Here is a 26,343-nt window from a genome sequence, read left to right on the forward strand (position 1 = left end):
TTTTTTTTGCTTATTTTTCAGAGAAACGCAGGGATGAACCTACAAACTCACGGAATAAAGGCTGTGGTCTAGTTGGTCTTGAGATAAACTCCGGATGGAATTGTGATGCTACAAACCAAGGGTGATCCTTCAGCTCGATAATTTCTACCAAACGGCCATCTGGACTTGTTCCAGAGAAGACGAAACCTGCTTCTTCCATCTCTTGGCGGTATTGGTTATTGAACTCATAACGATGACGGTGTCTTTCATAAATAACCTCATCCTGATATGCTTCGTATGCTTTTGTATTTTCTTTCAACTTACATGGATACAAGCCTAAGCGCAGCGTTCCGCCAAGGTCCTCGATATCCTTTTGCTCTGGCAACAAGTCGATAACAGGATATGCCGTATTTTCATCCAACTCAGATGAGTTTGCTCCATTCCAGCCTAATACATTACGCGCAAACTCGATAGATGCTACTTGCATACCAAGGCAGATTCCAAAGAAAGGTACTTTATTTTCACGAGCATATTGTGTTGTGATAATTTTCCCTTCTACTCCACGATCACCAAATCCTCCTGGAACAAGGATTCCGTCTGCATGCTGCAACAGCTCTTTTACATTTTCAGAAGTTACATGCTCTGCATTAATCCAATCAATTTCGATGTCTGCATCAAAGGCATAACCTGCATGTTTTAATGCTTCAACTACAGAAATATAGGCATCCTGAAGCTCAACATACTTACCAACAAGAGCGATTTTAACTGTTTTAGACAGATTGCGGACTACATCAACAAGCTCAATCCATTCTGTCATATCTGCTTCTTCACACTTAAGGTGAAGATGGTCGCAAACGATTTGATCCAAGTGTTGTTCTTGAAGAGCTAATGGAATTGTATATAATGTATCTGCATCACGGCACTCAATTACTGAATTCGTGTCAATATCACAGAAAAGAGCAATCTTATCTTTCATATCTTGAGAAATTGGCTTTTCCGTTCTTACAACAATCACATTTGGCTGAATACCTAAGCTGCGAAGCTCTTTAACACTGTGCTGTGTTGGCTTTGTTTTCATTTCGCCGGCAGCCTTGATGTACGGCACCAATGTACAATGAATATACATCACGTTTTCTCTGCCAATATCATTTTTGATTTGACGAATTGCCTCCAGGAATGGAAGTGATTCGATATCACCAACAGTTCCCCCGATTTCCGTAATAACAACATCTGCATTCGTTTCACGGCCTGCTCGGTAAACTCTTTCTTTAATTTCATTTGTAATATGCGGGATAACTTGAACAGTTCCTCCCAAGTAGTCGCCTCTGCGTTCTTTTCTTAGGACAGTTGAATAGATTTTTCCCGTTGTAACATTGTTGAATTTCGTCAAATTAATGTCAATGAAACGCTCATAGTGTCCTAAGTCAAGATCCGTTTCCGCGCCGTCATCTGTTACAAAAACCTCTCCATGTTGGTAAGGACTCATTGTTCCTGGGTCCACGTTAATATATGGATCAAATTTTTGAATCGTCACGCTCACTCCGCGATTTTTAAGCAGCCTTCCCAATGATGCTGCAGTAATTCCTTTTCCAAGTGATGAAACTACCCCACCTGTAACAAAAATATATTTTGTCATTTTAAAATCCCCCTTAGTTAAAGTTTGTGCATATTTGTCTTTATTTAAAGAAAAATAATCGAATATTTTTTTCGAGGGGAGTGAAACAAATTGCCGTAAAGCTACTTTTATAAAAAAGCCTTTCAGCACCCTATGCTTAGCATTTTAAGCAGGTTCTGGGCCTAGAAAATCATTTTATAAAAACAAAAAAGCTCCACTTACTTCTTCAAGTAAGGGAGCGCTATTTAAGCAAATATCAGTTCGTTCCTTTTTTAAGGAGCCCAAAAATGATTTTACAAGCAAGGCATATAAAAGTCAAGGGTCTTATTTATCTTCTTCCTCGTCCTCAAACTCATCTTCATCCTCGTCTTCTTCCTCATCTTCCAGATCCTCGTCCAGCTCATCTTCGTCGATTTCATATGTATCTTCGTCTTCAAAGCTTTCGTCTTCATCTTCCTCTGCAAGATCGTCATCCAGCAAATCGTCCTCTTCTTCGATAACATCTTCGTCTTCATCGTCATCAAGAAGATCATCATCATCGAATTCATCATAATCTTCTTCAACGCTGTCATCATAGTCATCGAAATCGTCTTCGGCAGCTTTTTTCGCTTTCTTCTTCTTCGGCTTCGTCACAGTAACGACATCTTCCTCTGACTTATCAACTGGATACCATGTGCGCAGTCCCCAACGATTGTCGCCTAATGATAAAAAGCGTCCATCAATATTTATATCTGTATAGAATTGGGCAATTCTATCATTGACTTGATCTTCAGACAAGTTCAACAGTCTGCTTACTTCCTTCACAATTTCATGGAAAGAATACGGCGTTTTTGCGCCATTTAATAGTTCGTATGCGATTTCAATTAAAGACATTTCATTTAGTTGTTCTTTTGTATAGTTATCAACACTCATTTTGGCACTTCCTTTCGCTATCTGCTCTTTATCCGAATTGGATTGTATGGTGTTATACCATTTCTTTATTGAAAGCTGTAAACCAGCTTAATTACCTCATGGAGTTTCATTGTATACAGTTTCCATTTCATAGTAAAGAGAAAAATACATATTCTCCATTATAAACAATTTTCTAGTGAATATGCTAGTTCTAGCTAAGGTTTATTTAGCTTTTACTTTTCTTTTTCATTCACTAAAAATTTAAGAGAAGTTTATCACGTCTTTCTTCCCTCTTATAGAATATAGCAAATTGGGGCACAATACATAGCCAAGGGGGAACTTCCATGCAAATTTTTTGGACTATCATCTGCATTTTGCTGCTGCTAATCATCTTGCTTTATATAGATTTAATCGTAGGCAAGGCACTGACTAAACGGAAGGTAACGAGAAGAAATTATCCGTTCAGGCACAGTGATTTTCATATTTTCAATGATGGGAAGGATCTTTTCCCAGACCTTTTTCACGAGCTTGAAGAGGCAGAAAATCATATACATATATTATTTTACACTGTTAAGGCTGACACAATCAGCAACCAGTTCTTATCCATTCTCGAGCGAAAAGCGCAAGAGGGCGTTGAAGTAAGACTGCTGCTCGATTGGCTCGGCAGCTTTCAAGTACGCAAAAAAATCCGGAATAAATTAAAAGAAGCTGGTGTGCAGTTCTCCTACTGCAATACACTAAAAATGCCGTTATTCTATACCCTGCAAGTCAGAAATCACCGAAAAATCACCATTATCGATGGTAAAATCGGCTATGTAGGCGGCTTCAATGTCGGAAAAGATTATATTCACGGCAACTTAAAATTGAGTCCATGGAGAGACTATCACTTTAAAATGACAGGAGAAGGTGTCGATGACCTGCAGCGGGAATTTTTGCTCGATTGGTCTGCTGCGACAAAAACAAATCTCCTACAAAACCCTATATATTTTCCTGAACAGCCGAAGGGACACTCCCGCCATCAGTTCATTCCAACACAAGGTGTGTATTTAGAGGACGTCTTATGCGGTCTTATTCGAAATGCTAGAAAAACACTGTTTATCGGAACACCTTACTTTATTCCAAGCAAAAGGATTATGGAAGAGCTTAGCCTGGCACAAGACCGTAATGTGGCGATAACGTTACTTTTACCGACAAAACCAGATCATCCTTTAGTAAAAGAGGCATCTTTCCGTTATTTACGCACCTTATTGAAACGTGGAGCAAAGGCTTATCATTATAAACATGGTTTTTTTCATGGTAAAATTATTACAGCAGATGACGAAATTTGCTTTATTGGTACTGCCAACTTTGATAAGAGAAGTATCTTTTTAAACCATGAAATAATTTGCTGTGTTTTTGATTCCAGCTTCATAGCAAGGATGAACAACATTGTAAGGCAGGACCTTTCTTTTTCGGAAGAGTACACACTTAAATTCTTGCTGAAACCTAAATTTAAAACTGTGTTATTGGAGTATCTTGCCCGATTATTTGCACCCTTGCTGTGATTCACTGGTAAATAAGGGAAAGGAGAAACAGATGAAATTCAGATTCGGCTATGTATCTACTGCGACTAATCTTTGGGACGCCTCTCCCTCCAAAACAATGACTTATGCACGCTACAGTGAACTACCTGACGAAGAACGGCAAAGGAAGCTGCTTGAAATTACGAGGACAAACCTTACGAATACAATGAGAGCACTTCACTATAATATCGGACATGAAATCATGTTATACCGTATGTCGAGCTCTATCGTTCCGTTAGCAACCCATCCTGAGGTGATGTGGGATTTTGTAACTCCCTTTGAAAAGGAGTTTGCCCAAGTGGGGCAGCTTGTGAAAGATCATGGACTCAGGGTCAGCTTCCATCCGAACCAGTACACCCTGTTTACTTCCCCAAGACCGGAAGTGACTAAAAACGCTGTAATTGATATGGAATATCATTATAAAATGCTTGAAGCAATGGGAGTAGAGGACAGAAGTGTTATTAACATTCATATTGGCGGATCATATGGTGATAAAGAAAAAACACTGGCCCGCTTTTATGAAAATATACAGTCATTGCCGTTACACATAAAAAAAATAATGACATTAGAAAATGATGACAAGACATATAACACAGAGGAAACTTTGACAGTATGTCAAAACGAAACAATCCCACTCGTTTTTGACTATCATCACCATATGGCGAACTTATGTGAAAAACCGCTGGAAGAATTGCTGTTACCAGTTTTTGAAACATGGAAGCATCGAGGGATTACACCGAAAATCCATCTGTCTTCTCCAAAAACAGAGAAGGCTTTCCGTTCTCATGCAGATTTTGTAGATGCAGAGTTTGTTAAACCGCTCTTACAGCTTTTGCGCCCGCTCCAGATGGATGTTGATTTTATGATTGAAGCAAAGCTTAAAGATCAGGCCTGTCTGCAGCTCGTAGAGGATCTCAGTAAGATAAGAGGAGTTAAAAGAATTGGCGGAGCAACACTAGAATGGAATTAAAAATTAAAGGCGGCAGTCGTTTTCTGCCGCCTCTTCTGCTTAGTTTTTTGAAAAAAGGTTAGAAATCCACGGTTCCAAACTTACATACACTTTAAATCCTGCATAAATGCCAACAATCCCAATAATCCCTGGCAATGCGCCTGGTGCTGGTATCGGCAGCTTGAGCAAGGCAAAGATAAATCCTGTCAAAAATCCAGTTATTAATGCTAATAGAAGTAATTTCATAGACACCTTCCTTTTCCTTATTACTCTTATTATTTGAAAAGAAGGCGCATTTAAACCTCATAACATAATTAAATCAGCGAATGGACGGCAGCTTGATTTTTACTGTAAATTCTTCTTCCTTATAAACAAAATCCAAAACACCTTGATGTTTTTTGACAATATCGGCAATTATTTTTGTCCCATAGCCTCTTTCATTCCCTGCTTTTGTCGACAGACCATACTGATGATAAAGCCTGTCTAAAATTTTTGCAGGGATTGGCAATGACTTATTTTTGACTGTTAATATATATAATCCGCTTCTTTTTACTAATTGCAGTGTAATAAAGGCATGCTGCTGATTAACCTTCTTCCAATTCAAACATGCTTCAACGCAGTTTTCAAGCAAATTGCCGACAAGTCCTACAAGCTCTTTATCCGGAACCGGCATAGAGGAGATAGGAACTTCTATATCATAAATGATTTCCATTCCTTCCTTTTGAGCCTTTAGGTAATACTGGTGCAAAGTTGCCGCAACTGCTCCGCTTTCCCCCTTAATGGAGAGATTTGTTTCGTTGTACCCGTCAACAAGCACATCTAAGTAAGCCCCTGCTTCTTTAAATTCTTCTTTTTCAAGCATAAAATGAATGGCTGCTATATGTTTTAGAAAATCATGGCGCTCGCTTCTGACAGTCCTGAATGTCTCATTCATGCGAAATATTTCTTCATCTAGCCTGTTAATTTCTTTGCTGAATTTAGACAGTTTTCTAACTTGAATAGCCCTGATAACTTCAACAAGCAAGAACAGCAGGAAAAACAGAAGCCGAATATATTCTGATTCCTGCATAACTGCAGCAGCTGCAATCATAGCCTGAACGAGCCAAAATAAGACCTCAAGTCTCCAGTCGAATGATGCGCCTTGCCTATTTCCTAGCCTCACTAGAAGGAAGCCTCCTGCTAAAAGCATGAGCACCAATATATAAATGGCACTATGCCATCCAAAAGCGTAAAGGAATGCTCCAAGATGAATGGCGGAAAATAAGCTGATTAAACTCCAAGATAAGTGGTCTGCCTTCACTATTTTTTACTCCTTAAAAATAATTGTTTTGAATGAATTCTACCTTTTCCTTTGTAATCATGGCTTTTGCCTCCGTTCCTTCAAATGTAACAGTATAGGAGTTCTTGGCATACAAAGAGAAGCTTTTTATGCAGTGAATGTTAATAATAAAGGAACGATGTGATCTGACAAAGTCCCTCTCTCTCAATTCACCCTCTAATTCATTAAGTGTCTGGTATGTTTTGATTGCTTCTGACTTCGTATGAATGGTCGTCGACCTGCCGGATCTTTCAATGAAAATAATTTCTTTCTTCAGGATAATATGTATGTCATTCTTTTGTTTAATATATAATCTCCCAGCTATTTCAGCTGAACTGGTTTTCTCCATCAGCCTTTTAACAGATTGGACAAGTCTATCTTTTGAATAGGGCTTCATAATATAATCATGGACATTCAACTCAAAAGCGTGAACAGCATAACCGCTGCTTGCTGTTACAAAAATAACAGCGATATTAAGAGCATGAGAGTGGATAATATCTGCAAGCTCATACCCTGACAGATTAGGCATCTCTATATCTGCAATCAGAAGTGTAATGGATTCTTTTTTGATTTGTTCATATGCTTCCTCTGCAGAAGTAGTGGCAAACACGATCTCTGCTTCTGGAATAGAAGAGACAATGCCCGCTAACTTATCCAAATCAATTGCTCTATCGTCTACCAATCCAATTTTCATCCTCATTGTATCCCCTTTTTGAGTATTTTCCACATTGTTTTATTTTACCATGTTTTTAACTCACCATGTTTGCCACCTTGGAAATATTAGGAGGTAAGAGTAAATATCCTTCCCTTACATCTTCTGGCATTTTCACGACAGGAAACGGACTTTTCACGACATCTATACAGACGCTCATTTCCTTTATCTGTATGATAAAGACATAGAAAACGAGAAGGAAGTGACTAGATGATAACAGTAAATAAAGTAACGAAAACATTTAAGGATAAAAAGATATATGTAACAGCTTTAAAGCATGTTTCCTTTCAAATAAAAAAAGGAGAAACTGTCGGCTTGCTGGGGGAAAACGGCGCAGGAAAAACAACCTTACTTAGGTCGATCGCCACATTGCTTCAGCCAACAGAAGGCTCTATCACTGTCTCTGGATTTGATACGAAGGCAAACCCAAATGAAATAAAGCAAAAGATTGGTGTTTTATTTGGTGGTGAAACGGGTTTGTACGATCGCTTAACCGCAAGGGAAAACTTAGAATACTTTGCCAGGCTTTATGGTCTCAGCAAACATGAAACAAAGGTAAGAATTGATGAATTGGCAAGGATGTTCGGAATGAGAGATTATCTGGACCGAAAAGTCGGCAACTTCTCTAAAGGGATGCGTCAAAAGGTGGCCATTGCGAGGACACTTATTCATAATCCGGAGATTATTCTCTTTGATGAACCGACGACAGGCCTTGATATTACTTCATCCAATGTATTTCGCCAGCTTGTCCATCAGCTGAAGCAGGATGGAAAAACAATTATCTTCTCAAGCCATATTATGGAGGAGGTCTCTCTGCTGTGCGATAGTGTTGCAATGATGCACAAAGGAGAGCTTGTTCATCATGGAAGTCTAGAAGACTTATATACTGCCGAAGGAAGCAGTGATTTGAACTATATCTTTATGAGCAGACTTGTCAGAGGAGGAAATACCCATGTTTCTTAATATATATTTAAAAGAATTAAAAGACTCTTTCAGGGATAAACGAACCTTATTATTGACCGTATTATTACCAATTATCATTATGACTATGCTTACCCTTTTTTATGAAAAGTTGGTATCTGAAGACGAAGGAGAATCCTATATACTAGCGGTTGCCTCTTCTCTGTCAGATGAAGTAAAAACGAGCTTGCTTGCTAACAGCAGCATTGAACTAGTAGAATCACAAGACCCTAAAGAAACATTGCAAAACGGAGATGCACAAGCGGCCTTAGTAGCAGATGATAATCTCGCTAACCTTGTATCAGAAGGACAAAACGCAGAAATAACAATAATCGGAGATTCTTTCAGTCAAAGCTCTTCTACACTCATGTCCCTTACACAAGCTGCGTTATCCCAATATGAGAGCATGATAGTCTCCCAAAGATTGGGTGATCTTGGCATAGAAACTGATACCATAAAGCCATTTTCTATTAATCAGGAGGAATTAAACAGCGAGGATCCGACTATTAATCTTGTTGCCATGCTCATTCCGCTTATTCTAGCTGTTGCAATCGGTGTTGGTGCCGGACCGGCTGCTGCCGACCTCTTCTCAGGAGAAAAGGAGAAGAAAACAATGGAGGCATTGCTGATGACCCCTGTTAGTCGTTCGACACTTGTATTTGCTAAATGGCTGACAATCTCTACAATCGGTACAATCACGGGAATCGTTACATTGCTTGTGGTTGTTTTGGAAATAGCCTTCCTGACAGAAAACTTAAAAAATGCAATTGAATTCAAAGACAACTTTCTATTAGTTGTTACTTTGTCACTCGTGCTCACCATTGTTTATTCGATGTTTGTCGCTTCCCTGCTTATGCTGACTAGCATCGTCGGCAAATCTATTAAGGAATCACAAAGCTATAGTGCGCCAATTATGATGGTTACCATTTTGCCATTAATGTTAATGTCAAATATCGGCATCAATGAATTAGAGTTCAAGCATTTCGCCATACCGGTTATGAATATTTATGCCCTGTTAAAAGAGCTGATTTTCGGCATTACTAACTATGAGCATTTCTTTATCACAATTGCCAGCAATCTTATTGTATTAGTAGTTGTTTTCTTTATCGGAAGAATAATGTTTTTGAAGGATAAATGGGTGATGAATTAAAGAAAAAAGGATGGAAGCAATTCCATCCTTTTTTTATTACATTTTCTCTGGCGCAGAGACACCGATAAGGCGCAGTGCGTTTTTAAGTGTGATTTTTGTAGATTGAATTAATGCCAATCTCGCTTTTGTTCTTTCCATATTATCTGCATCTAATACTTTTTCAGCATTATAGAAGCTATGGAATGTTGATGCTAAATCAAAGATATAATTTGTGATGCGGTGCGGCATTCTTTTTGCAGCAGCTTCTGTCACTGCTTGCGGGAATTCTCCTAGTTTCTTTAATAGGTCAAATTCTTTTTCTGCCGAAATGTAGGAAACATCAAGATTATTGTCCAGTTCAATACCCTGTTCTTTCCCTTGTCTTAAGATGCTGGCAATACGTGCGTGCGCATATTGAGCATAGTAAACAGGGTTGTCGTTAGATTGAGAAACAGCCAAATCAAGGTCAAAGTCAAGATGTGTATCAGCACTTCTCATCGCAAAGAAGTAACGTGTTGCGTCCAAACCTACCTCTTCCACTAAGTCTCTCATTGTAACAGCTTTTCCTGTACGCTTGCTCATTTTCATCTTTTCGCCGTTTTTGTAAAGATGAACCAGCTGAATGATTTCCACTTCCAAAGCATCCTTATCATAGCCTAATGCTTGGATAGCTGCTTTCATACGTGGAATATAGCCGTGGTGATCAGCACCCCAAACATTGATAAGCTTAGTAAAGCCTCTTTCTAGCTTATCTTTATGGTAAGCAATATCTGGAGTCAAGTATGTGTAGGAACCGTCGTTTTTAATAAGCACGCGGTTTTTATCATCACCGAAATCCATAGAACGAAGCCAAGTTGCTCCATCCTCTTCAAAGATATAGCCATTTTCTCTTAGAGAGTTTAATGCTACATCGATTTTTCCGTTCTCATATAGGGAAGTTTCCGAATACCAAACATCAAACGGAACACGGAAATCTTCCAGATCCTGTTTCAGTTTGCCCATTTCGTACTTAAGTCCGTATGAACGGAAGAATTCAAAACGTTCCTTTTCATCAGCATTTACATATTTATCGCCAAACTCAGCGGCAAGCTTCTTTCCAATTTCAACGATATCTTCTCCATGATAACCGTCTGCAGGCATTTCCTTTTCTAAGCCTAAAGCTTGGAAATAACGTGCTTCAACAGAAAGCGCTAAGTTATTGATTTGGTTACCAGCGTCATTGATGTAATATTCTCTAGAAACATCATAGCCTGCTTTATCAAGGATATTGCACAAAGAGTCACCAACAGCTGCACCTCTGGCATGTCCTAAATGAAGATCTCCAGTAGGGTTTGCTGATACGAACTCAACTTGTACCTTTTCTTTATTTCCAAAGCTAGTTTCTCCGTAAGCATCGCCTGCTTCAAGGATTGTCGGAATTAAATCAGCCAAATAGCTGTTATTCATATAGAAATTAATAAATCCAGGACCAGCAATCTCAACCTTCTCAATGGAAGCTTTCGATTGATCAAAGTTTTCGATAATTGCTTCTGCAATTGCTCTAGGAGCTTTTTTTGCCACTCTCGCCAGCTGCATCGCCATATTCGTAGAGTAATCTCCGTGCGCTTTGTCTTTTGGCAATTCAAGGATTACTTCTGGAATCTGTGCCTCTTCAGCAAGACCTGCCTTCATAACACTTGCTTTAATTTCATCCTTCAGTTTATCTTTTATTTGGTCTACTATATTCATGCTTGTTCTTTTTCCTCCTTCAGTTGGATGGTCATATGATAGGTTCCATTGTTATTGCCATTCACATTTAAATCATACAATATATCAATAAGCCCAGATAAACTTTCTGCTTCCTTTTCAAAGCTCAACCGCTTCGTATCTGTTACCATCAGAAAGGTTCCATAGGGGGTTTCATAGCTTCCGTTTCGCTTTTTATTCAACAGAAAGGAAAGGCGCATTTTAACGGCTCCGCTGCGAAGTATTAAACCTTCGTGTTCTGCAATCTTGACGATTGTCTTGATGGTCCCTTCTTCGATCACTTCTTCATACTTCACATAACTGCTTCCATCTTTTTCTAAGTATTGTCCAAATCCAACCCACTCAATACTTTCCTTGTTGCTTCCATTGTAGATATTGGTGGTCACATGTATTTTAACAGGTGTTTGTTGCCCTAACGTATTAGACAACGGCAACACTTCCTTTTCCTCTAAACTATAACTTAATAAGTATAAATTTTTTAAAAGGGAAGTGCAAGATGATGTATGGATATAGATGAAAGTATCTTGGTTTGTATAAAAAAGCGGGGGGGCAATCCATCCTATCTGATCCATAAAGACGAATAATAAATACTTTGAAACATACGGTCCTTGAGTTGACAGGAAAATGGGTTCGTTCCATTGCGCTCGGCCACTCGCTTCACTAGAGGTGACCTCTGCACCTTTTCCCTAACATTTTAAATCAATAATAAAAGAACCGAACTATTTAACCAATAAAAGGTTAAAATAGTTCGGTTCCAACTTAGGATTAAATACTTATGTCACAGCCTCTTGCAAATGGAAGACTTATTATCCTCTAGAAAAGATTTCCACGGGTCGAGCGCCGAACCTCGCTAATAAAAGCAAGAAGTCTCACCTATCCGCTCCAATCAATCTCCTTTTATGAAGCAGGATAGCTACTTCATACTCTTACTTATTTCACCCAACCAAGGATCATTTCTCTGATAAGCTTACTTGCAGTATTTGCTGTTTGTTCTGATGGATCGTAGATTGGAGCTACTTCTACTAGGTCTGCTCCTACGACATTTACTTCAGAACGAGCGATTTCGTGGATGGATGCAAGCAATTCTTTCGAAGTAATTCCGCCTGCATCAACTGTTCCTGTACCTGGTGCATGGGCAGGATCTAGTACATCAATATCAATCGTTACATATACTGGTCTGCCAGCCAATGTTGGCAGAATTTCTTTAAGTGGCTCTAGCACTTCAAATTTAGAAATATGCATGCCCACTTCTTTTGCCCATTCAAATTCTTCCTTCATTCCAGAACGGATTCCAAAGGAATAAACGTTTTTTGGACCAATCAGGTTTGCAACCTTTTTAATCGGTGTTGAGTGAGAAAGAGGCTCTCCCTCGTATTCATCGCGAAGATCTGTATGTGCATCCATATGGATAATTGCCAAATCCGGATATTTTCTGTACATCGCTTGGAAAACACCCCATGATACTAGATGCTCTCCACCCATTCCTAATGGAAACTTGTCTTCTGCCAGTACTTTTCCCACAAATTCTTCAATCATATCTAAGCTTTTTTGTGGATTACCGAATGGCAGCGGAATATCTCCAGCATCAAAATAATTAACATCCGCCAAGTCACGATCTAAATAAGGGCTGTATTCCTCTAGCCCAACTGACACCTCACGAATTCTTGATGGACCGAAGCGAGATCCGGGACGGAAAGAAACTGTCCAATCCATAGGCATTCCATAAAGAACTGCCTTGCTTTCCTCAAAACTTGGGTGACTTTTTATAAAAACATTACCTGCATATGCTTCATCAAAACGCAAAACCTGTCCACTCCTTTTTAGGGTTATTCCCTAAGCTTCTTTTTATATCAGGCTCTGCAAAGATTCTTTATCCTTAAAAGAGCCGTCTATTCTGTTAAGTCTTTTACGAACTTCGGGAGCACAAAAGCAGCTTTGTGCAACTCCTTCGTATAGTATTTTGTTTCCAATTCATGAAAACGGTCTTCCTTCACTTCAAGCGGGTCATACTTTTTTGAACCAATAGTGAATGCCCACATACCACTTGGATATGTTGGAATATTAGCAACATACAGTCTCGTAATCGGGAATATCTCTTTAACATCCTTTTGCACCGTTCGAATGAGGTCAGCCTTGAACCATGGGTTGTCTGACTGCGCTACAAACAAGCCATCTGCCTTTAATGCCTTTGAAATTCCTGCATAGAAGCCTTTAGTGAACAAGTTAACAGCAGGGCCAACTGGCTCTGTTGAATCGACCATAATTACATCATAGTCATTTTCACTTTCAGCAATATGCATAAATCCGTCTCCAACCTTAACATCAACTCGTGGATCCTCCAGCTTACCTGCAATTTCCGGCAAAAACTTTTTACTATATTCAATTACCTTCCCGTCAATATCTACTAAGGTTGCTTTTTTAACAGTAGGATGCTTTAGAACTTCTCTAATAACACCGCCGTCGCCACCGCCGACTACTAGCACATTCTCTGGATTCGGGTGTGTGAATAACGGTATATGTGCCACCATTTCATGATATACGAACTCATCCTTGACGGAGGTCATGACCATATCGTCCAATAAGAGCATATTGCCCCATTCTTCTGTTTCAACCATATCAAGCTTTTGAAATTCTGTTTGCTCTGTATGTAATGTTTGCTTTATCTTCATCGTAATTCCGAAATTATCTGTTTGTTTTTCTGTAAACCATAATCCCATCTTTTGCTTCCTCCATTCTTTATTACCTCAAAATAAGGGTTTGAAAAAGGTGCTCTCGCCATTGATTTCCTCTTGCCTCACTATGAAAGGCTCAAATCAACAGAGACAGGCTGTTACATTTAAAAAGCATGAAAAGGGGCCAAGTTGACTATTCCTTCCTATATACTTCCCAAACAAATAAATAACAAACACGAAAAAAAGTATAGAGTAAATTCGCTAAAATGCAAGAAAAATTTACTAGCACAGTTATAAAAGGTTTAAAATGCCATTCTTATCCACATACTAGTGCTATCTAAAAAACTTGAGCATTCCTCGCTATAGGAGTTCACAATATGACAAGATTTATAAAAATCACAAATCCACTCGGAGGTGCGGCGTAAATGGAACTCATCGCAAAGGATCGCCTTAAAAATTCAGCCAAATATATCCGGCTGCTCATTATTCTGGCCATCCTCGCCGGGTTTATTTTCAGCGTTATTTTTGCAGGTGTCCTCATATATGCGAAAGCATTAGGAGCACCGCCACTAACTGTGTCCCAATCGACCATTTACTATTCTGATGATGGTACAATCATTGGCGAAAGCAACAGCGGACAAAAAAGGTATTGGGTGCCGATTGAGGAAATAAGTCCAGATTTAGTCAATGCGACCGTATCGATAGAAGATAAGGGCTTCTATGATCACCATGGCTTTGATTATAAGCGAATTGGTGCCGCTGTACTTGCAGATATAAAGGCAATGGCGAAGGTGCAAGGTGCAAGCACGATAACACAGCAGTATGCCAGAAATCTGTTTCTTGAGCATGAAAAAACATGGAAAAGAAAGCTCTCAGAGGCATTTTATACAATCAGACTTGAAATGTTTTATACAAAACAAGAAATTCTGGAAGGTTATATTAACACCATCTATTATGGTCACGGCGCGTACGGTGCTGAAGCGGCAAGTCAATATTATTTCGGCAAGCCTGCTTCTGACTTAACTTTAGGTGAGGCCGCAATGCTTGCGGGTATACCGAAAGGACCGAGTATTTACTCTCCTCTTGTTTCACCTGATAATGCAAAAAAAAGACAGGAAATCATCTTAAATTCCTTGCTGGAGAATGGCTATATTAACGAGCAGCAAAAGAAGACAGCGTTTGAAGAAAAGCTCAAATTCACAGGAGAGTTTCCGATTTCCAGCACAGAAACTGCGCCTTACTTCCAGGATGCTGTTAAAAGCATCTTGAAGTCAGAACTGAAGATGGATGATCGCACCATCCAGTTAGGCGGCTTACGGGTATATACAACATTAGATACAAAGCAGCAAAAAATCGCTGAAGATACGATAAAAAAACAGATAAGTGATACAAGCAAGATTCAAGTTGGGTTTGTAGCAATGGATCCTAGCAGCGGCTATGTTAAAGCAATGGTCGGGGGGCGCGATTACAGCGAAAGCCCATTTAACAGGGTTACCCAAGCAACACGTCAGCCTGGCTCTACAATGAAGCCGCTCCTTTATTATGCTGCATTGGAGCATGGCTTTACACCTGTGACGATGATGAGCGGTGAGAAAACGACCTTCCGATTTGATGACGGGCGCGATTCCTATACTCCTCATAACTTTAACAATCAATATGCTGAAGGAAACATCTCAATGGCACAGGCACTTGCCTTATCCGATAATGTTTATGCTGTTAAAACACATTTGTTTCTAGGCATGGATGTCTTGGCGGACACTGCTGAAAGATTTGGACTGACCACTCCAATGCAAAAGGTTCCTTCACTTGCGCTCGGAACCTCGAATGTAAAGGTGCTGGACATGGCTAATGCATACAGTATGCTAGCAAATGGCGGGAATAAGGTAGCTCCCGTATTTATCACAAAAATTGAAACTGCTGACGGCCAAGTGCTTTATAAGCAAAAACAAGAAAATGAACAAGTGTTAGACACTGATTTAGCGTTTATCATGAATTCCATGATGACAGGCATGTTTGATAAAAATCTAAATGGCTATGCAAGCGTGACAGGGAGCACAATCGTAAATGACATAACAAGGATTTATGCAGGCAAGTCAGGATCGACTGAATCAGACAGCTGGATGATCGGATACACCCCACAGCTTGTATCTGCAGTCTGGACAGGTTATGACCAAGGAGAGTCTATTACTCTGTCTGCAGATAAAACATATGCTAAAAAGGTTTGGGTGAACTTTATGGAAAATGCCTTGAAAGATGAACCTATTCTAGGCTTTAAACCGACAAAAGGCACTGCAGCTGCTTATATAGACCCAAAAAGCGGAAAGCTGGCAACAGAGGCTTGTTCAACAAAGAGGCTTATGTACTTTACAAAAGAGAAAGTACCAACCCAATATTGCGATGATCTTCCTAAATATGATTCAACAGAACAAAGCGGGAAGAAAAATGACGGGAAAGAACAAGTGGAAAAACAGCCTTGGTATAAGCGGATTTTTCATTGGTAATAGAAAACAGCCTTCCATAGAGAAGGCTGTTTTTTATTTATCCAAGCAAATCCTTTTTCAGCTGATCTGTTGAATTATTCCAAAGTGACTCGTCATGATTAATAAGAAAATCAGCAAGCACTTTTTTTGATTTATCATCCATATGATCTACCATAATATGGCGTTTCATTGATTTATCCATTTTATTGACATGTTCTGGAAGGGATTTATATCCTCTGCGAATAGAGCGGTCAACTGTCATTTCACAAGCTGTCACACCAGCATAGTATGGACCTTCAAGCTTACGGTCGATTGTTACCCACACAAGCCAGTATGGCTTACCGTTCGGGACTTCTTCTTTTTCTTTCAAAAACTTTATTCCTTTTTCAACAGCACTTCTAGCATGCATGGCGCCGACATCGACAACTGCCTCACCAGCTTCTACATCTATAATTACTGGAGAGACATTCTCCAAGCTCAAAGAGCCGATGCCGAAGCCTTTATGACCGTCTGTCGGATCGTTTTTAATAATATTGAAGCCGACTGGCTTTTTCTTTTTCTCTTCCAATGTGTACACTCCTTTAATAGTATTTTGTTAAAACAAGATGGAAGTAAATAGACTGGCAAAAAATCCAGAGATACTATTTATCCATGGTGAAATTGTTTGATCAGACAATCCAGTTACAAGCAGCACAATAAAAAGAATCGAGCCATACACTTCATACTTGGACAAGATAGATCTAACTCTTGAATTAACTAAGTCTTCAATAATACGATAGCCGTCCAATGGAGGCAGCGGCAGCAGGTTAAATGCAAAAAGCATTAAGTTTATAGACACAAAAATGGACAGGAACGGATAGAGATCAAAGGCAGTCCCAGCAGGAACCCCTAATCGGTACAAAATAGACACACCTGCATAGCCAATAAACGCTAAGATCAGATTACTAAAAGGTCCTGCAAATGAAACTAAAACACCAGCAAGTTTTGGCCGCTTAAAATAATGACGGTTGACCGGAACTGGCCGCGCCCAGCCAAAGCCGGCAATCAAAATGAAGATGGCCCCGATTGGATCAATATGGGCAATCGGATTAAATGTGAGCCTCCCCTGTTTTTGTGCGGTCGGATCCCCAAACTTATATGCCACATATGCATGGGCAAATTCATGGACCGTAAAAGCAATAATGATGGAGATGATAATGTATGGCAAACTCGCCAAAGATTGTGAAAATAACAAAATGCTTTTTCTCCCCTCAAATTACGTATTGTTTTCTATATCTTCTTTCTATTTTCTCTATTTAGATAGACGTACTTGATAAAATTATACATGATATAAATTAGAAAAGAAATCTTTCAAACAGCAACTGGCTTTGTTTAGCTTACTTGCTATTTTTTTGAAAATATGAAAAACTAAAAAAAATGCATTTGGAGGGATATATATGCCGTATATTACAGTTAAAATGCTGGAAGGCCGAACAGAGGAGCAAAAGAAGAATCTTGTTGCGAAGGTGACAGAGGCCGTTGTTGAAACGACTGGCGTACCAAAGGAGAAAGTTGTTATTTTCATTGATGAAATGTCCCCAAACCATTACGGAATTGCAGGTGTGCGCAAAAGCGACGAATAGAAAAAAAGGATAGTGTTCCTTTGGCTTTGCCTTAAAAGAACACTATCCTTTTTTCTTATTGTTTTGCCAGCCCTTTTAAAGAATCAATATATTGGTAAGCAGCTTCGACTTCTTCCACTGTATACTTCTGCTTGCTTTTTAACGTAAATACCTTTTCTTGCACTTCTTCCTTTTCCAAATTGTCAAAAAAGAGGACAGTGGATACAAGTTCAAGGAAACGGGAGTTTTGTCTGTTCATATCATTCAGACAGCCAGGCAATGCCGGCATTTCCACATCATTCTGTTCTAAAAATTCTTGGCCGTTGTCTGTCAGCGTATACCGATACTGATAATAGCCGCCCTTTTTTTCTTTTATTTCATTGAGAAACCCCATATTGCAAAGTTCTTCTATCCTCAATGTCAGCTCTTCTGAATACGGTCCAAAAAAATGAAATTGATATTTTTCATGGAAAGGGAAATCCAGCTTCTTTGCGATGTAAATCATCTTTTGCAATTTTTTTCTTCCGATAATCTCACCTGAAGCAGCAATCGCGTTCATAATTTTCGCATGATCTTTTAACAAAATTGGTCATCTCCTACTCCGAATAATCCTGTAAATACACCTTATTAAATATCTAATAACTGCCTTATCTGCATCTTTGTTTCTTCGTGTTCACGATCGTCTTTCAAGATGTCTTTAGGGAAATAAAGTTTATGATCTGTCCTTCTTTTGCCCGAAATACTGTCCACAATCTCAGATTCTCTTGATAGCTCTCTAATTTCATTGTTCTTCATCAAAAGATGAATCGGAAGCCGCTCCTCCTCTTCACCTGGACGGTAAAAGTCATACGGAAGATCGGAGGATGAATCTACTACCAGGTAATACTCTGGATCTAGACCAATCTCTGTAAAGAGCTTAGATAATTCAGCGAGCTTCTTGTATTCTTTTGCCGGATCAAACTCAACATATTTGAACAGGTTCCGGTTCATGAAGCGTCGGCATAAATCCCTTAAAATCTCATCCTCTTCTTCTTGCCACATTTGGAAATAATAAAGAATGATAGACTCATCCAGCTTCAAGTAGTCTTCTAACGTTGTTTCTTCTTCAAAGATAGAGTAGAAATGGGTTGGATGATGAATAAAGGAGTAAAATTGCTCATGCAAGTGTTTCGCTCTATGTAGAATTTTCGTCAAGATGACTTCCGCACTTCTAGACACAGGGTGAAAATAAACTTGCCAATACATCTGATAGCGGCTCATTATATAGTCTTCTACTGCATGCATTCCGCTCTGCTTAATAACGGCCTGATCCTCACGAGGGCGCATAACACGCAATATTCTTTCCATATCAAAGTTCCCGTAGCTTACACCGGTAAAGTACGCATCTCGCAACAGATAATCCATGCGATCAGCATCAATTTGACTAGAAATAAGACTTACAACTAGCTTTTCTTTTGATGTCTTGCCAATGACTTCTGCTACTCTTTTCGGGAAGTCGGCTGCTACTCTTGACAGCACTTGATTGACCTCTGTATCACCAAGAATGATGTCCTGTGTGAATTGCTCATGATCAAGATCAAACACCTTTTCAAAAGAGTGAGAAAAAGGACCGTGCCCTAAATCATGGAGCAGCGCGGCACATAATGACAAAAGCCTTTGGCTGTTATTCCATTCCTTCCTGTCCTTAAACACGTCATCGATAATTCTTCTGACAATCTCGTACACGCCAAGAGAATGGTTAAACCTGCTGTGCTCTGCACCATGGAAGGTTAAATAAGTGGTTCCAAGCTGTTTAATTCTCCGCAGGCGCTGGAATTCTTTCGTTCCGATCAGATCCCAAATAGCCCGGTCTCTGACATGGATATATCGATGCACAGGATCCTTAAACACCTTTTCTTCATTTAACTTCTCTGTAGAATATGCCATGCTTTCGTCTTCCCTCTTTTCTTTTATTGTCGGTTTCTCTGCAAGAAGAATATAAAAAGAGGGATTTCTGTTTAAAAAGGTTATCTGCATGCAGGCTTTGCCTCTCAAGCTGATGTTACACTTTTTAGAAACTCCTCTTTTCAGTTAAGCTGTTATAAGATTATTTCTTTAGCTTATTATTTACTTTATCCATTAATTCCTCTTCTGTTAATGCTGCAAGCGGACGATTATTAACAAATGCAAAGGTTTTCTTGCGACCTGGTCCGCAATAGGATTGACAGCCAATCTCTATCTTTGCCTCAGGATCTATTTGCTTCAGACGCGGTATCAGTGTTTTTAAGTTAACTGCCTGACAATCGTCGCAAACTCTAAATTCGTTTGCCATCATGACAACCCTTTCTATCTCAAACATTCTTTAATCTAGTAAAGATATTCATAAGTTCGTTATATTGCTATATGGTATTTTACCCCTTCTTCCAAATCAATGCAAGATGCAAACTATTGTCAAAACAGCTCGAAAAAAGGCTCCTTTTAGGCAACAAAAATACAGAATAGGCTTGTCTCGAAACCGCTCTATTCCTAGTTTAAAGCTTCTGAGCATACATCTATGTTTCCCAGGGAAATTATTGTATAATTCATCTGAATTTAAGGAGGAGTAAATATGACAAAAAGCAGAACATTAGTCATGGTAAGTATCGTCCTAGCCATGCTCGTTGCTTCTATTGATACAACGATTATGAATACGACAATGCCTATCATTGCAAAAGAACTAGGGCGATTTGATTTATATGCATGGTCCTTTGCATCCTATATGATCACAAGCACTATCCTTTCTCCTATTGCAGGGAGACTTTCAGATATATTTGGAAGAAAAAAGGTCTTTGGTTTCGGGATACTGTTATTTTTGGCTGGCTCTTTATTGTGCGGCATTGCAGGCGATATGGTCCAGCTTATCCTTTTCAGAGCTCTTCAAGGGATGGGTGCAGGCTTTATGATGCCATTTCCCGCTATTATTGCTGGTGACTTGTTTCCCATTGAAAAGAGAGGAAAAATCCAAGCGTTGTTCACAGCAATGTGGGGCTTATCTGCCATCCTTGCTCCCCTACTCGGCTCATTATTTGTAGAGTTTTTAACATGGAGATGGATATTCTTTATCAACTTGCCTGTTTGTATCGTTGCATTTTTAACCTTATTGCCATATAAGGAAGACTATCAGCCGAAAAAGGCAAGTGTCGATTATATTGGTGCCATTTTGTTTGGTGCAGCAATCACTTTCTTGCTGTTAATCACATTAGTGGAAAAAGGCCAAGTTTTGTATGGATTAGCCGGCATCATTCTGTTGATTTGTTTTTATCTATATGAAAAAAGACAAACATCTCCGATTGTTCCGCTGTCCATCTTTAAGAAAAAGACAATTTTCTGGATTTATATTAATGGATTTATTGGGACATTGGCATTGTTCGGCACGTCAAGCTATATTCCCCTCTTTCTTCAGGATGTCGCCGGACTTTCTCCTTTTCTGAGCGGAATTGCGTTATTAGGTGTAGCAGTTGGCTGGATGCTTGTATCAGTGCCTGCCGGTAAATGGATACTAAAATACGGCTATCGCATTCTACTAATCATCGGCAACGGACTTCTCGTTTTATCAGGTATAATGCTTGTGCTCCTCAATGAGACCTATGGATTTGTGTATACATTCATCATCATGCTCATACAAGGTTTAGCATTTGGTTTGCTTTCAACCGTCGGGGTAATCGGCTCTCAAGCATTAGTAGGCCCGCATGAAAAAGGGATTTCCACCTCTTTCTTTATGTTCTGCCGAAATATGGGTACATCCATTGGTGTTACTATCATGGGCGCACTTCTTACAAGTCAGGCTGTGTTTATGACAGGAATTCATCATCTTTTCCTTTATGGGTTCATTACAAGCATCGCAGCACTGGTAACAGCATTTTTTATCCAGAATGAAAGTTCAGTAGAAAAAGCTGGTTCCACAAGATAACGGTATTCTTTCGCTCTATAAAAAAATCTACTATCCTTGTATTTCGTTTGTATAAATAAGTGCCATGGTGGCAATGATGTAACTAGAAATACTTATTTATCGAAACAAATCGGGAGTTGAGTGATATGAAGATACGCCAAGATGCTTGGTCAGAAGAAAATGATTTATTGCTGGCAGAAACAGTTTTGCGCCATGTCAGAGAAGGAAGCACACAATTAAATGCTTTTGAAGAAGTTGGGGATAAGCTCAATCGCACATCAGCAGCATGCGGCTTCCGCTGGAACGCAGTTGTTCGCCACCAATACGAGAAGGCACTGCAATTAGCAAAAAAGCAGCGTAAACAGCGGCAAAGAATCCTCGGCAAAGACCAAGGTGGAAAAAAGAAGCTTTTGTATTCTCCACCAGTGCCTTCTGCAGACGATTTGGAAGCTTTAACAGTCTCCACAAGCATGGAATTTTCCTCATTTGAGATTCAAAATATAGAAGAGGAAGAAGAGGCTGCTCCAGTTTATCAGGAAAGTGTTCCAGAACAAATGCTGCTTGCTGCTCCACAGGAAACAACAAGCATCTATAAGAGCCCTAGTGCCAACACTAATTCTTTGGATTTTGACACAGTCATTGCCTATTTACAAAATTTCCGTAATTCTCAGCTTCAAGTAGAAGTGCTAAAAAGTGAGAATGAAAGATTAAAAAGGGAAATGGCCATGCTGAAGAGCCGCAATCAAGAATTAGAAGGAAAATTGGACAAGCTGGAAAGCAACTCAGAAACTATTCAGGAAGATTATGAAACATTGCTTAAAATAATGAACAGAGCTAGGAAGCTAGTCGTTTTAGAAGAAGATGAGCGTCCGGCAACAAAGTTTAAGATGGATCGAAACGGAAATTTAGAAAAGCTTGCTGAATAGCTATTCGTGCACACCCTTCTAGTCACAGGACTTAAGTGCTGGTTTGGCAACCATTCTCGTTAACCATAAAAGAGGATTATAGATCGATAAAAGCGTTAAATAGCGCCTACTATCCATCTATAATCCTCTTTTCTTATCTGAACGGACTCAGGAACTTTTCGTTGCGCTCGATTACACGCTCATAGTAAGAATCAAATAAAGGTATCTCTTCTCCTTGCAGCTGGTCAGCAAACAAAAACTCTGCATGATCCTTTAAGGAATAAAGCAGCTTTGTCAGCACTTGATCAACTGTGAGCTCGACTCCGAGCAATTCGGATAATGAGGCCATCACTTCAGGCACTATGTCTGGATAAGCAAACTTTGTTTCTTCGCCGTTTTTTCCAATAGCATAAAACTCTTCTATAGCTTCTGCTCGTTTTTGACCGCTTCCAGAAACACAAAGATAGATTTGAACAGCAACTCCGCTTCTCATTCTTCTTTGGGAAATTCCTGCGAATTTTTTACCGTCTATGCTTAAATCATAGCTGCCAGGGCAATAGGATCCTACGATTTCCTTTGCTTCAATGTTTTTATGAAAATCAGAGAACATATATTTAATAAGCTCCCACATCGTATCATAGCCGCTGTTAATATCTATCCCCTTTTCCTGCTCAGGCAAGATAAGGGAAATGTTTAATACCCCTTCATCCAGAACAACTGCCAATCCGCCTGAATTTCTGACGATATATTGGAATCCCTCTTTTTCTAAATAGGCAAGCGCATCCTTTAAATAAGGCAGCTTCGTATCTTGAATTCCTAATATGACTGACTTGCCATGCACCCAAGTGCGCGCTGTTGCTGGCGCCAAACCTCCGCCGACAGAAGCGCATAGCGTATCATCCATTCCAAAGGAATGCAATGGGGAAACATGTAAACCGGTGCTCGACTGGTCAATGATTCTCCATTTCTTTTGCTTTAACAAACTGTTGTTTTCCATTATTGCCAAGCTCCTTCATAAGGAAAAGTCATGCTAGTGTTACAGGTTTTCCTGAATCAATAGCGCCATATTATTATATAGCAAATAAATAAAAGAAAAAACTATTCATCTTCAGCAGAACTTAACTAAAAGATGAATAGTTTTTAGGAGGATTAATGGCTGATGCTTTGAGCTGCAGTAATTAATGCAAGCTTGTACACATCTTCTTCATTACATCCGCGAGAAAGGTCATTAACAGGACGGTTTAATCCTTGAAGGATTGGACCTACTGCCTCAAAATTACCAAGTCTTTGCGCAATTTTATAACCGATATTTCCTGCTTCTAAGCTTGGGAATACAAATACATTTGCATCACCTTGAATTGGTGAATCAGGAGCTTTTTGCTTCGCAACAGATGGAACGAATGCAGCATCAAATTGGAACTCCCCATCGATTACTAATAGAGGATCCTTAAGTTTCGCTTCAGCAAGTGCACCTTCCACTTTTTCTGTTTCTGGCGATTTTGCAGAACCTTTAGTAGAGAAGCTCAACATAGCAACACGTGGGTCAACATCGAACATTCTTGCTGTTTTTGCACTTTCTACTGCAATTTCAGCAAGGTCGGAACTATCTGGATTGATATTGATTGCACAGTCTGCAAATACATATTTCTCATCTTCACGAACCATGATGAAAACGCCAGAAGTTTTCTTTACGCCTTCTTTTGTTTTAATGATTTGCAATGCAGGGCGTACAGTATCAGCAGTTGAGTGAATCGCACCGCTTACTAAGCCATCTGCTTGGTTAGCATAAACAAGCATTGTGCCGAAGTAGTTTTCATCAAGAAGCGCTTTGCGAGCATCCTCTTCTGTTGCTTTCCCTTTTCTTCTTTCCACAAAAGAAGCTACTAATGCATCGAATTGTGCATAGCTTTTCGGATCATAGATTTCAGCATTTTGTAAAGAAACACCTAAGTTCTCTGCTTTCGTTTGAACTTCTTCCAAATCTCCGATTAAGATTGGTGTTAATATATTCTCTTCTGCCAGACGGCCAGCAGCTTTTAATATTCTTTCATCCAGTCCTTCTGGAAAAACAATTTTAAGGTTTTGGCCTTTTACTTTTTCTTTCAAGCCTGTAAATAGGTCACTCATTAACGAATTCCTCCTTTATGTATACATATTATAGGATACTCTTCCTTGCTAAAAATTCAAGGAATTATACCGATATTTTAAAATTAAGCGCCAATTCCTGTTGTAACACCTAAAATCTGTTCTAAACGGCGCCAGATAAGCTATATCCTGTTATAGCATAACTACCCGTTATATTTTTCCCTAATCATGTTCTAACATGCACATGATTTTTACTAGGTTCGTTTTATGCTTTATTTTGTTCAAGTTTTATTCACAACTTTTATGGAGAAACTATGTTATAGTAAACCTATATGAGAATTATTATCAAGGAGTGGTAGCAATGAGCGAAGCAGCAAAAACACTTGATGGCTGGTATTGCCTTCATGATTTCCGGACAATGGATTGGACTACTTGGAAGATGGTTCCAAGTGAAGAGAGACAAGCAGCCATTAATGAATTCCTAGGATTGCTAGAAAAATGGAATGCTGTTCAAACAAATAAACAAGGTAGCCATGCTGTTTATAATATTGTAGGCCAAAAAGCAGATTTCATGATGATGATTTTGCGCCCAACAATGGAAGAATTACAGCAAATCGAAACAGAATTCAACAAAACGAAGCTAGCAGAATTTACTGTACCTGCTCATTCCTATGTTTCTGTAGTAGAATTGAGCAACTATCTTCCATCTAATTCTGATGAAGATCCTTATGAAAACCCGCATGTAAAAGCTAGACTATATCCGATTCTACCTGAATCAAAATATGTCTGCTTCTATCCAATGGACAAGCGCCGCCAAGGCAATGATAACTGGTACATGCTGCCGATGGACGACCGCAAAAGCTTAATGAGAAGCCACGGAATGATCGGGCGTCAATATGCCGGCAAAGTGAAACAAATCATCACAGGATCTGTCGGCTTTGATGACTATGAATGGGGCGTTACATTATTCTCAGATGATGTTCTCCAATTCAAAAAATTAGTATATGAAATGCGCTTTGATGAAGTAAGTGCCCGCTACGGCGAATTCGGTTCTTTCTTTGTCGGCAATATCTTGTCAGATATACCTGCATTCCTGGAAGTTTAATAATACGTTTTTAGAACCCCACTATTTTAATGGTGGGGTTTTTTCACTTATTAATTTTTCAGTCCCCTAGGAATAACTTCTTTCTTCCCCTCATAGGATGGAATAGTGAGCAAGCAGCCCAGCTTTTTAAAAATGCAATGAATGAATGTTTGCAATAAAAATGTTTTGTTTAAAAGATGGAGGGATGAAAATGAGTCAGTCTAATTATTACCCTTATCAAGACGGGCGAAACCAAGGTTATGGTTTCCCACAAGGCTATGGAACAGGGCAGCAAGGTCAAGCATTGCCTGGCAGTCAAGGAGCAGCACCCGGACAGCTTTTTGGTACAGCACCACAACCTGGATATGGCACACAGGCGCCGTACATACAGCCGCAAAGCAATGCTCAGCAGACAGCACCTTCCCTGCCAGGCCAGCTTCCTTTAGAAGCTTCTTATATAGAGAATATTTTACGGTTAAACAAAGGTAAGCTTGCCACTGTTTACACTACATTTGAAAATAACCGTGAATGGAATGCAAAGATTTTTAAAGGTCTTATTGAAGCAGCTGGACGTGATCACCTTATTTTGAGTGATCCACAAACAGGACAGCGCTATCTGATTCCAATGATTTACCTTGATTATGTAACATTTGACGAAGAAATTGAGTATGAATATCCGTATGTCACAGGTGCTCCAAACTTAACTTCGTACCCGCCAAGATAAATAATCAAAACGAAAAGCCGCCCA

26 protein-coding genes are annotated in these 26,343 nt (G+C 39.4%); 10 read left to right on the forward strand and 16 right to left on the reverse strand.

Features of this window, described 5'->3' with window-relative positions:
• Window positions 1-10 precede the first annotated feature (10 nt).
• Complete coding sequence (locus LXM54_RS14620) at window positions 11-1,615, reverse strand: CTP synthase (RefSeq protein ID WP_233315938.1); 1,605 nt, start codon at window positions 1,613-1,615, stop codon at window positions 11-13.
• Window positions 1,616-1,918: 303 nt separating this feature from the next.
• Window positions 1,919-2,506, reverse strand: coding sequence for a DNA-directed RNA polymerase subunit delta (rpoE, locus tag LXM54_RS14625; protein ID WP_233315939.1), 588 nt, complete (start codon window positions 2,504-2,506; stop codon window positions 1,919-1,921).
• Between the two features lie 323 nt (window positions 2,507-2,829).
• Between rpoE and cls the strand changes: the two genes are divergently transcribed.
• Both cls and uvsE read left to right on the forward strand, forming a co-directional pair.
• The gene (cls, locus tag LXM54_RS14630; protein WP_233315940.1) at window positions 2,830-4,029 is read left to right on the forward strand and encodes a cardiolipin synthase; all 1,200 of its coding nucleotides are present in this window, start codon (window positions 2,830-2,832) and stop codon (window positions 4,027-4,029) included.
• A 31-nt stretch (window positions 4,030-4,060) separates the two neighbouring features.
• Window positions 4,061-5,017 (forward strand): UV DNA damage repair endonuclease UvsE, encoded by a 957-nt coding sequence (gene uvsE, locus LXM54_RS14635; protein WP_233315941.1) that lies wholly within the window; start codon window positions 4,061-4,063, stop codon window positions 5,015-5,017.
• Window positions 5,018-5,056: 39 nt separating this feature from the next.
• On the opposite strand, the gene LXM54_RS14640 is transcribed toward uvsE, so the two are convergent.
• The 3 genes from LXM54_RS14640 to LXM54_RS14650 form a co-directional block, all read right to left on the reverse strand.
• Complete coding sequence (locus LXM54_RS14640; protein ID WP_233315942.1) at window positions 5,057-5,242, reverse strand: XapX domain-containing protein; 186 nt, start codon at window positions 5,240-5,242, stop codon at window positions 5,057-5,059.
• A gap of 73 nt (window positions 5,243-5,315) precedes the next feature.
• Window positions 5,316-6,296, reverse strand: a complete 981-nt coding sequence (locus LXM54_RS28295; protein WP_233315943.1) for a sensor histidine kinase — start codon at window positions 6,294-6,296, stop codon at window positions 5,316-5,318.
• A gap of 13 nt (window positions 6,297-6,309) precedes the next feature.
• On the reverse strand, window positions 6,310-7,008 hold the full coding sequence (locus LXM54_RS14650; protein ID WP_233315944.1) for a LytR/AlgR family response regulator transcription factor: 699 nt from the start codon (window positions 7,006-7,008) through the stop codon (window positions 6,310-6,312).
• Between the two features lie 228 nt (window positions 7,009-7,236).
• Between LXM54_RS14650 and LXM54_RS14655 the strand changes: the two genes are divergently transcribed.
• Together LXM54_RS14655 and LXM54_RS14660 are read left to right on the forward strand one after the other, a co-directional pair.
• Window positions 7,237-7,989, forward strand: coding sequence for an ABC transporter ATP-binding protein (locus LXM54_RS14655; RefSeq protein ID WP_233315945.1), 753 nt, complete (start codon window positions 7,237-7,239; stop codon window positions 7,987-7,989).
• Window positions 7,979-9,136, forward strand: coding sequence for an ABC transporter permease (locus LXM54_RS14660; protein WP_233315946.1), 1,158 nt, complete (start codon window positions 7,979-7,981; stop codon window positions 9,134-9,136). Before LXM54_RS14655 ends, LXM54_RS14660 begins: the two co-directional genes overlap by 11 nt.
• A 36-nt stretch (window positions 9,137-9,172) precedes the next feature.
• Here LXM54_RS14660 and argS read toward each other — a convergent pair whose 3' ends face one another.
• The 4 genes from argS to speE all read right to left on the reverse strand — a co-directional run bounded on the left by argS (window position 9,173) and on the right by speE (window position 13,578).
• Entirely contained in the window at window positions 9,173-10,843 is a 1,671-nt protein-coding gene (gene argS, locus LXM54_RS14665) for an arginine--tRNA ligase (RefSeq protein ID WP_233315947.1), read from the reverse strand.
• Window positions 10,840-11,289, reverse strand: coding sequence for a DUF1934 domain-containing protein (locus LXM54_RS14670; protein WP_233315948.1), 450 nt, complete (start codon window positions 11,287-11,289; stop codon window positions 10,840-10,842). Before LXM54_RS14670 ends, argS begins: the two co-directional genes overlap by 4 nt.
• Window positions 11,290-11,791: 502 nt before the next feature.
• Window positions 11,792-12,664, reverse strand: a complete 873-nt coding sequence (gene speB / locus LXM54_RS14675; RefSeq protein WP_233315949.1) for an agmatinase — start codon at window positions 12,662-12,664, stop codon at window positions 11,792-11,794.
• A gap of 86 nt (window positions 12,665-12,750) precedes the next feature.
• Window positions 12,751-13,578, reverse strand: a complete 828-nt coding sequence (gene speE, locus LXM54_RS14680) for a spermidine synthase (protein WP_233315950.1) — start codon at window positions 13,576-13,578, stop codon at window positions 12,751-12,753.
• 380 nt (window positions 13,579-13,958) lie between these two features.
• On the opposite strand from speE, the gene LXM54_RS14685 reads away from it, so the two are divergent.
• On the forward strand, window positions 13,959-16,034 hold the full coding sequence (locus LXM54_RS14685) for a transglycosylase domain-containing protein (protein ID WP_233315951.1): 2,076 nt from the start codon (window positions 13,959-13,961) through the stop codon (window positions 16,032-16,034).
• 37 nt (window positions 16,035-16,071) lie between these two features.
• On the opposite strand, the gene LXM54_RS14690 is transcribed toward LXM54_RS14685, so the two are convergent.
• Together LXM54_RS14690 and LXM54_RS14695 are read right to left on the reverse strand one after the other, a co-directional pair.
• Window positions 16,072-16,581 carry a YwhD family protein gene (locus tag LXM54_RS14690; RefSeq protein ID WP_233315952.1) on the reverse strand — a complete coding sequence of 170 codons (510 nt, stop codon included), beginning with the start codon at window positions 16,579-16,581 and terminating at the stop codon, window positions 16,072-16,074.
• Window positions 16,582-16,608: 27 nt separating this feature from the next.
• Window positions 16,609-17,247: a site-2 protease family protein gene (locus tag LXM54_RS14695; protein ID WP_233315953.1), complete on the reverse strand. Its 639-nt coding sequence runs from the start codon at window positions 17,245-17,247 to the stop codon at window positions 16,609-16,611.
• 202 nt (window positions 17,248-17,449) lie between these two features.
• On the opposite strand from LXM54_RS14695, the gene LXM54_RS14700 reads away from it, so the two are divergent.
• Complete coding sequence (locus LXM54_RS14700) at window positions 17,450-17,635, forward strand: 2-hydroxymuconate tautomerase (protein ID WP_233315954.1); 186 nt, start codon at window positions 17,450-17,452, stop codon at window positions 17,633-17,635.
• Between the two features lie 55 nt (window positions 17,636-17,690).
• On the opposite strand, the gene LXM54_RS14705 is transcribed toward LXM54_RS14700, so the two are convergent.
• From LXM54_RS14705 to LXM54_RS14715, 3 genes are all read right to left on the reverse strand, one after another.
• The gene (locus tag LXM54_RS14705) at window positions 17,691-18,197 is read right to left on the reverse strand and encodes a YwgA family protein (RefSeq protein ID WP_233315955.1); all 507 of its coding nucleotides are present in this window, start codon (window positions 18,195-18,197) and stop codon (window positions 17,691-17,693) included.
• 44 nt (window positions 18,198-18,241) lie between these two features.
• Window positions 18,242-19,540, reverse strand: coding sequence for an HD domain-containing protein (locus tag LXM54_RS14710; protein WP_233315956.1), 1,299 nt, complete (start codon window positions 19,538-19,540; stop codon window positions 18,242-18,244).
• A 160-nt stretch (window positions 19,541-19,700) separates the two neighbouring features.
• Window positions 19,701-19,925, reverse strand: coding sequence for a DUF1450 domain-containing protein (locus tag LXM54_RS14715; protein WP_233316152.1), 225 nt, complete (start codon window positions 19,923-19,925; stop codon window positions 19,701-19,703).
• 276 nt (window positions 19,926-20,201) lie between these two features.
• Between LXM54_RS14715 and LXM54_RS14720 the strand changes: the two genes are divergently transcribed.
• On the forward strand, window positions 20,202-21,542 hold the full coding sequence (locus tag LXM54_RS14720) for an MFS transporter (RefSeq protein WP_233315957.1): 1,341 nt from the start codon (window positions 20,202-20,204) through the stop codon (window positions 21,540-21,542).
• 125 nt (window positions 21,543-21,667) lie between these two features.
• On the forward strand, window positions 21,668-22,447 hold the full coding sequence (locus LXM54_RS14725; RefSeq protein ID WP_233315958.1) for an RsfA family transcriptional regulator: 780 nt from the start codon (window positions 21,668-21,670) through the stop codon (window positions 22,445-22,447).
• Window positions 22,448-22,580: 133 nt separating this feature from the next.
• Here the strand turns inward: LXM54_RS14725 and LXM54_RS14730 are convergent, their stop codons facing one another.
• Window positions 22,581-23,426: a lipoate--protein ligase family protein gene (locus tag LXM54_RS14730; RefSeq protein WP_233316153.1), complete on the reverse strand. Its 846-nt coding sequence runs from the start codon at window positions 23,424-23,426 to the stop codon at window positions 22,581-22,583.
• Between the two features lie 149 nt (window positions 23,427-23,575).
• A complete protein-coding gene (gene pta / locus LXM54_RS14735) occupies window positions 23,576-24,553 on the reverse strand; it encodes a phosphate acetyltransferase (protein ID WP_233315959.1) in 978 nt (325 codons plus the stop codon).
• Between the two features lie 319 nt (window positions 24,554-24,872).
• On the opposite strand from pta, the gene hemQ reads away from it, so the two are divergent.
• The gene (gene hemQ / locus LXM54_RS14740) at window positions 24,873-25,616 is read left to right on the forward strand and encodes a hydrogen peroxide-dependent heme synthase (protein ID WP_233315960.1); all 744 of its coding nucleotides are present in this window, start codon (window positions 24,873-24,875) and stop codon (window positions 25,614-25,616) included.
• A 190-nt stretch (window positions 25,617-25,806) separates the two neighbouring features.
• Entirely contained in the window at window positions 25,807-26,319 is a 513-nt protein-coding gene (gerQ, locus tag LXM54_RS14745; RefSeq protein ID WP_233315961.1) for a spore coat protein GerQ, read from the forward strand.
• The last annotated feature ends 24 nt before the right edge of the window (window positions 26,320-26,343 follow it).

Source organism: Bacillus sp. Au-Bac7 (genome assembly GCF_021341655.1).
Classification (GTDB): domain Bacteria; phylum Bacillota; class Bacilli; order Bacillales; family Cytobacillaceae; genus Niallia.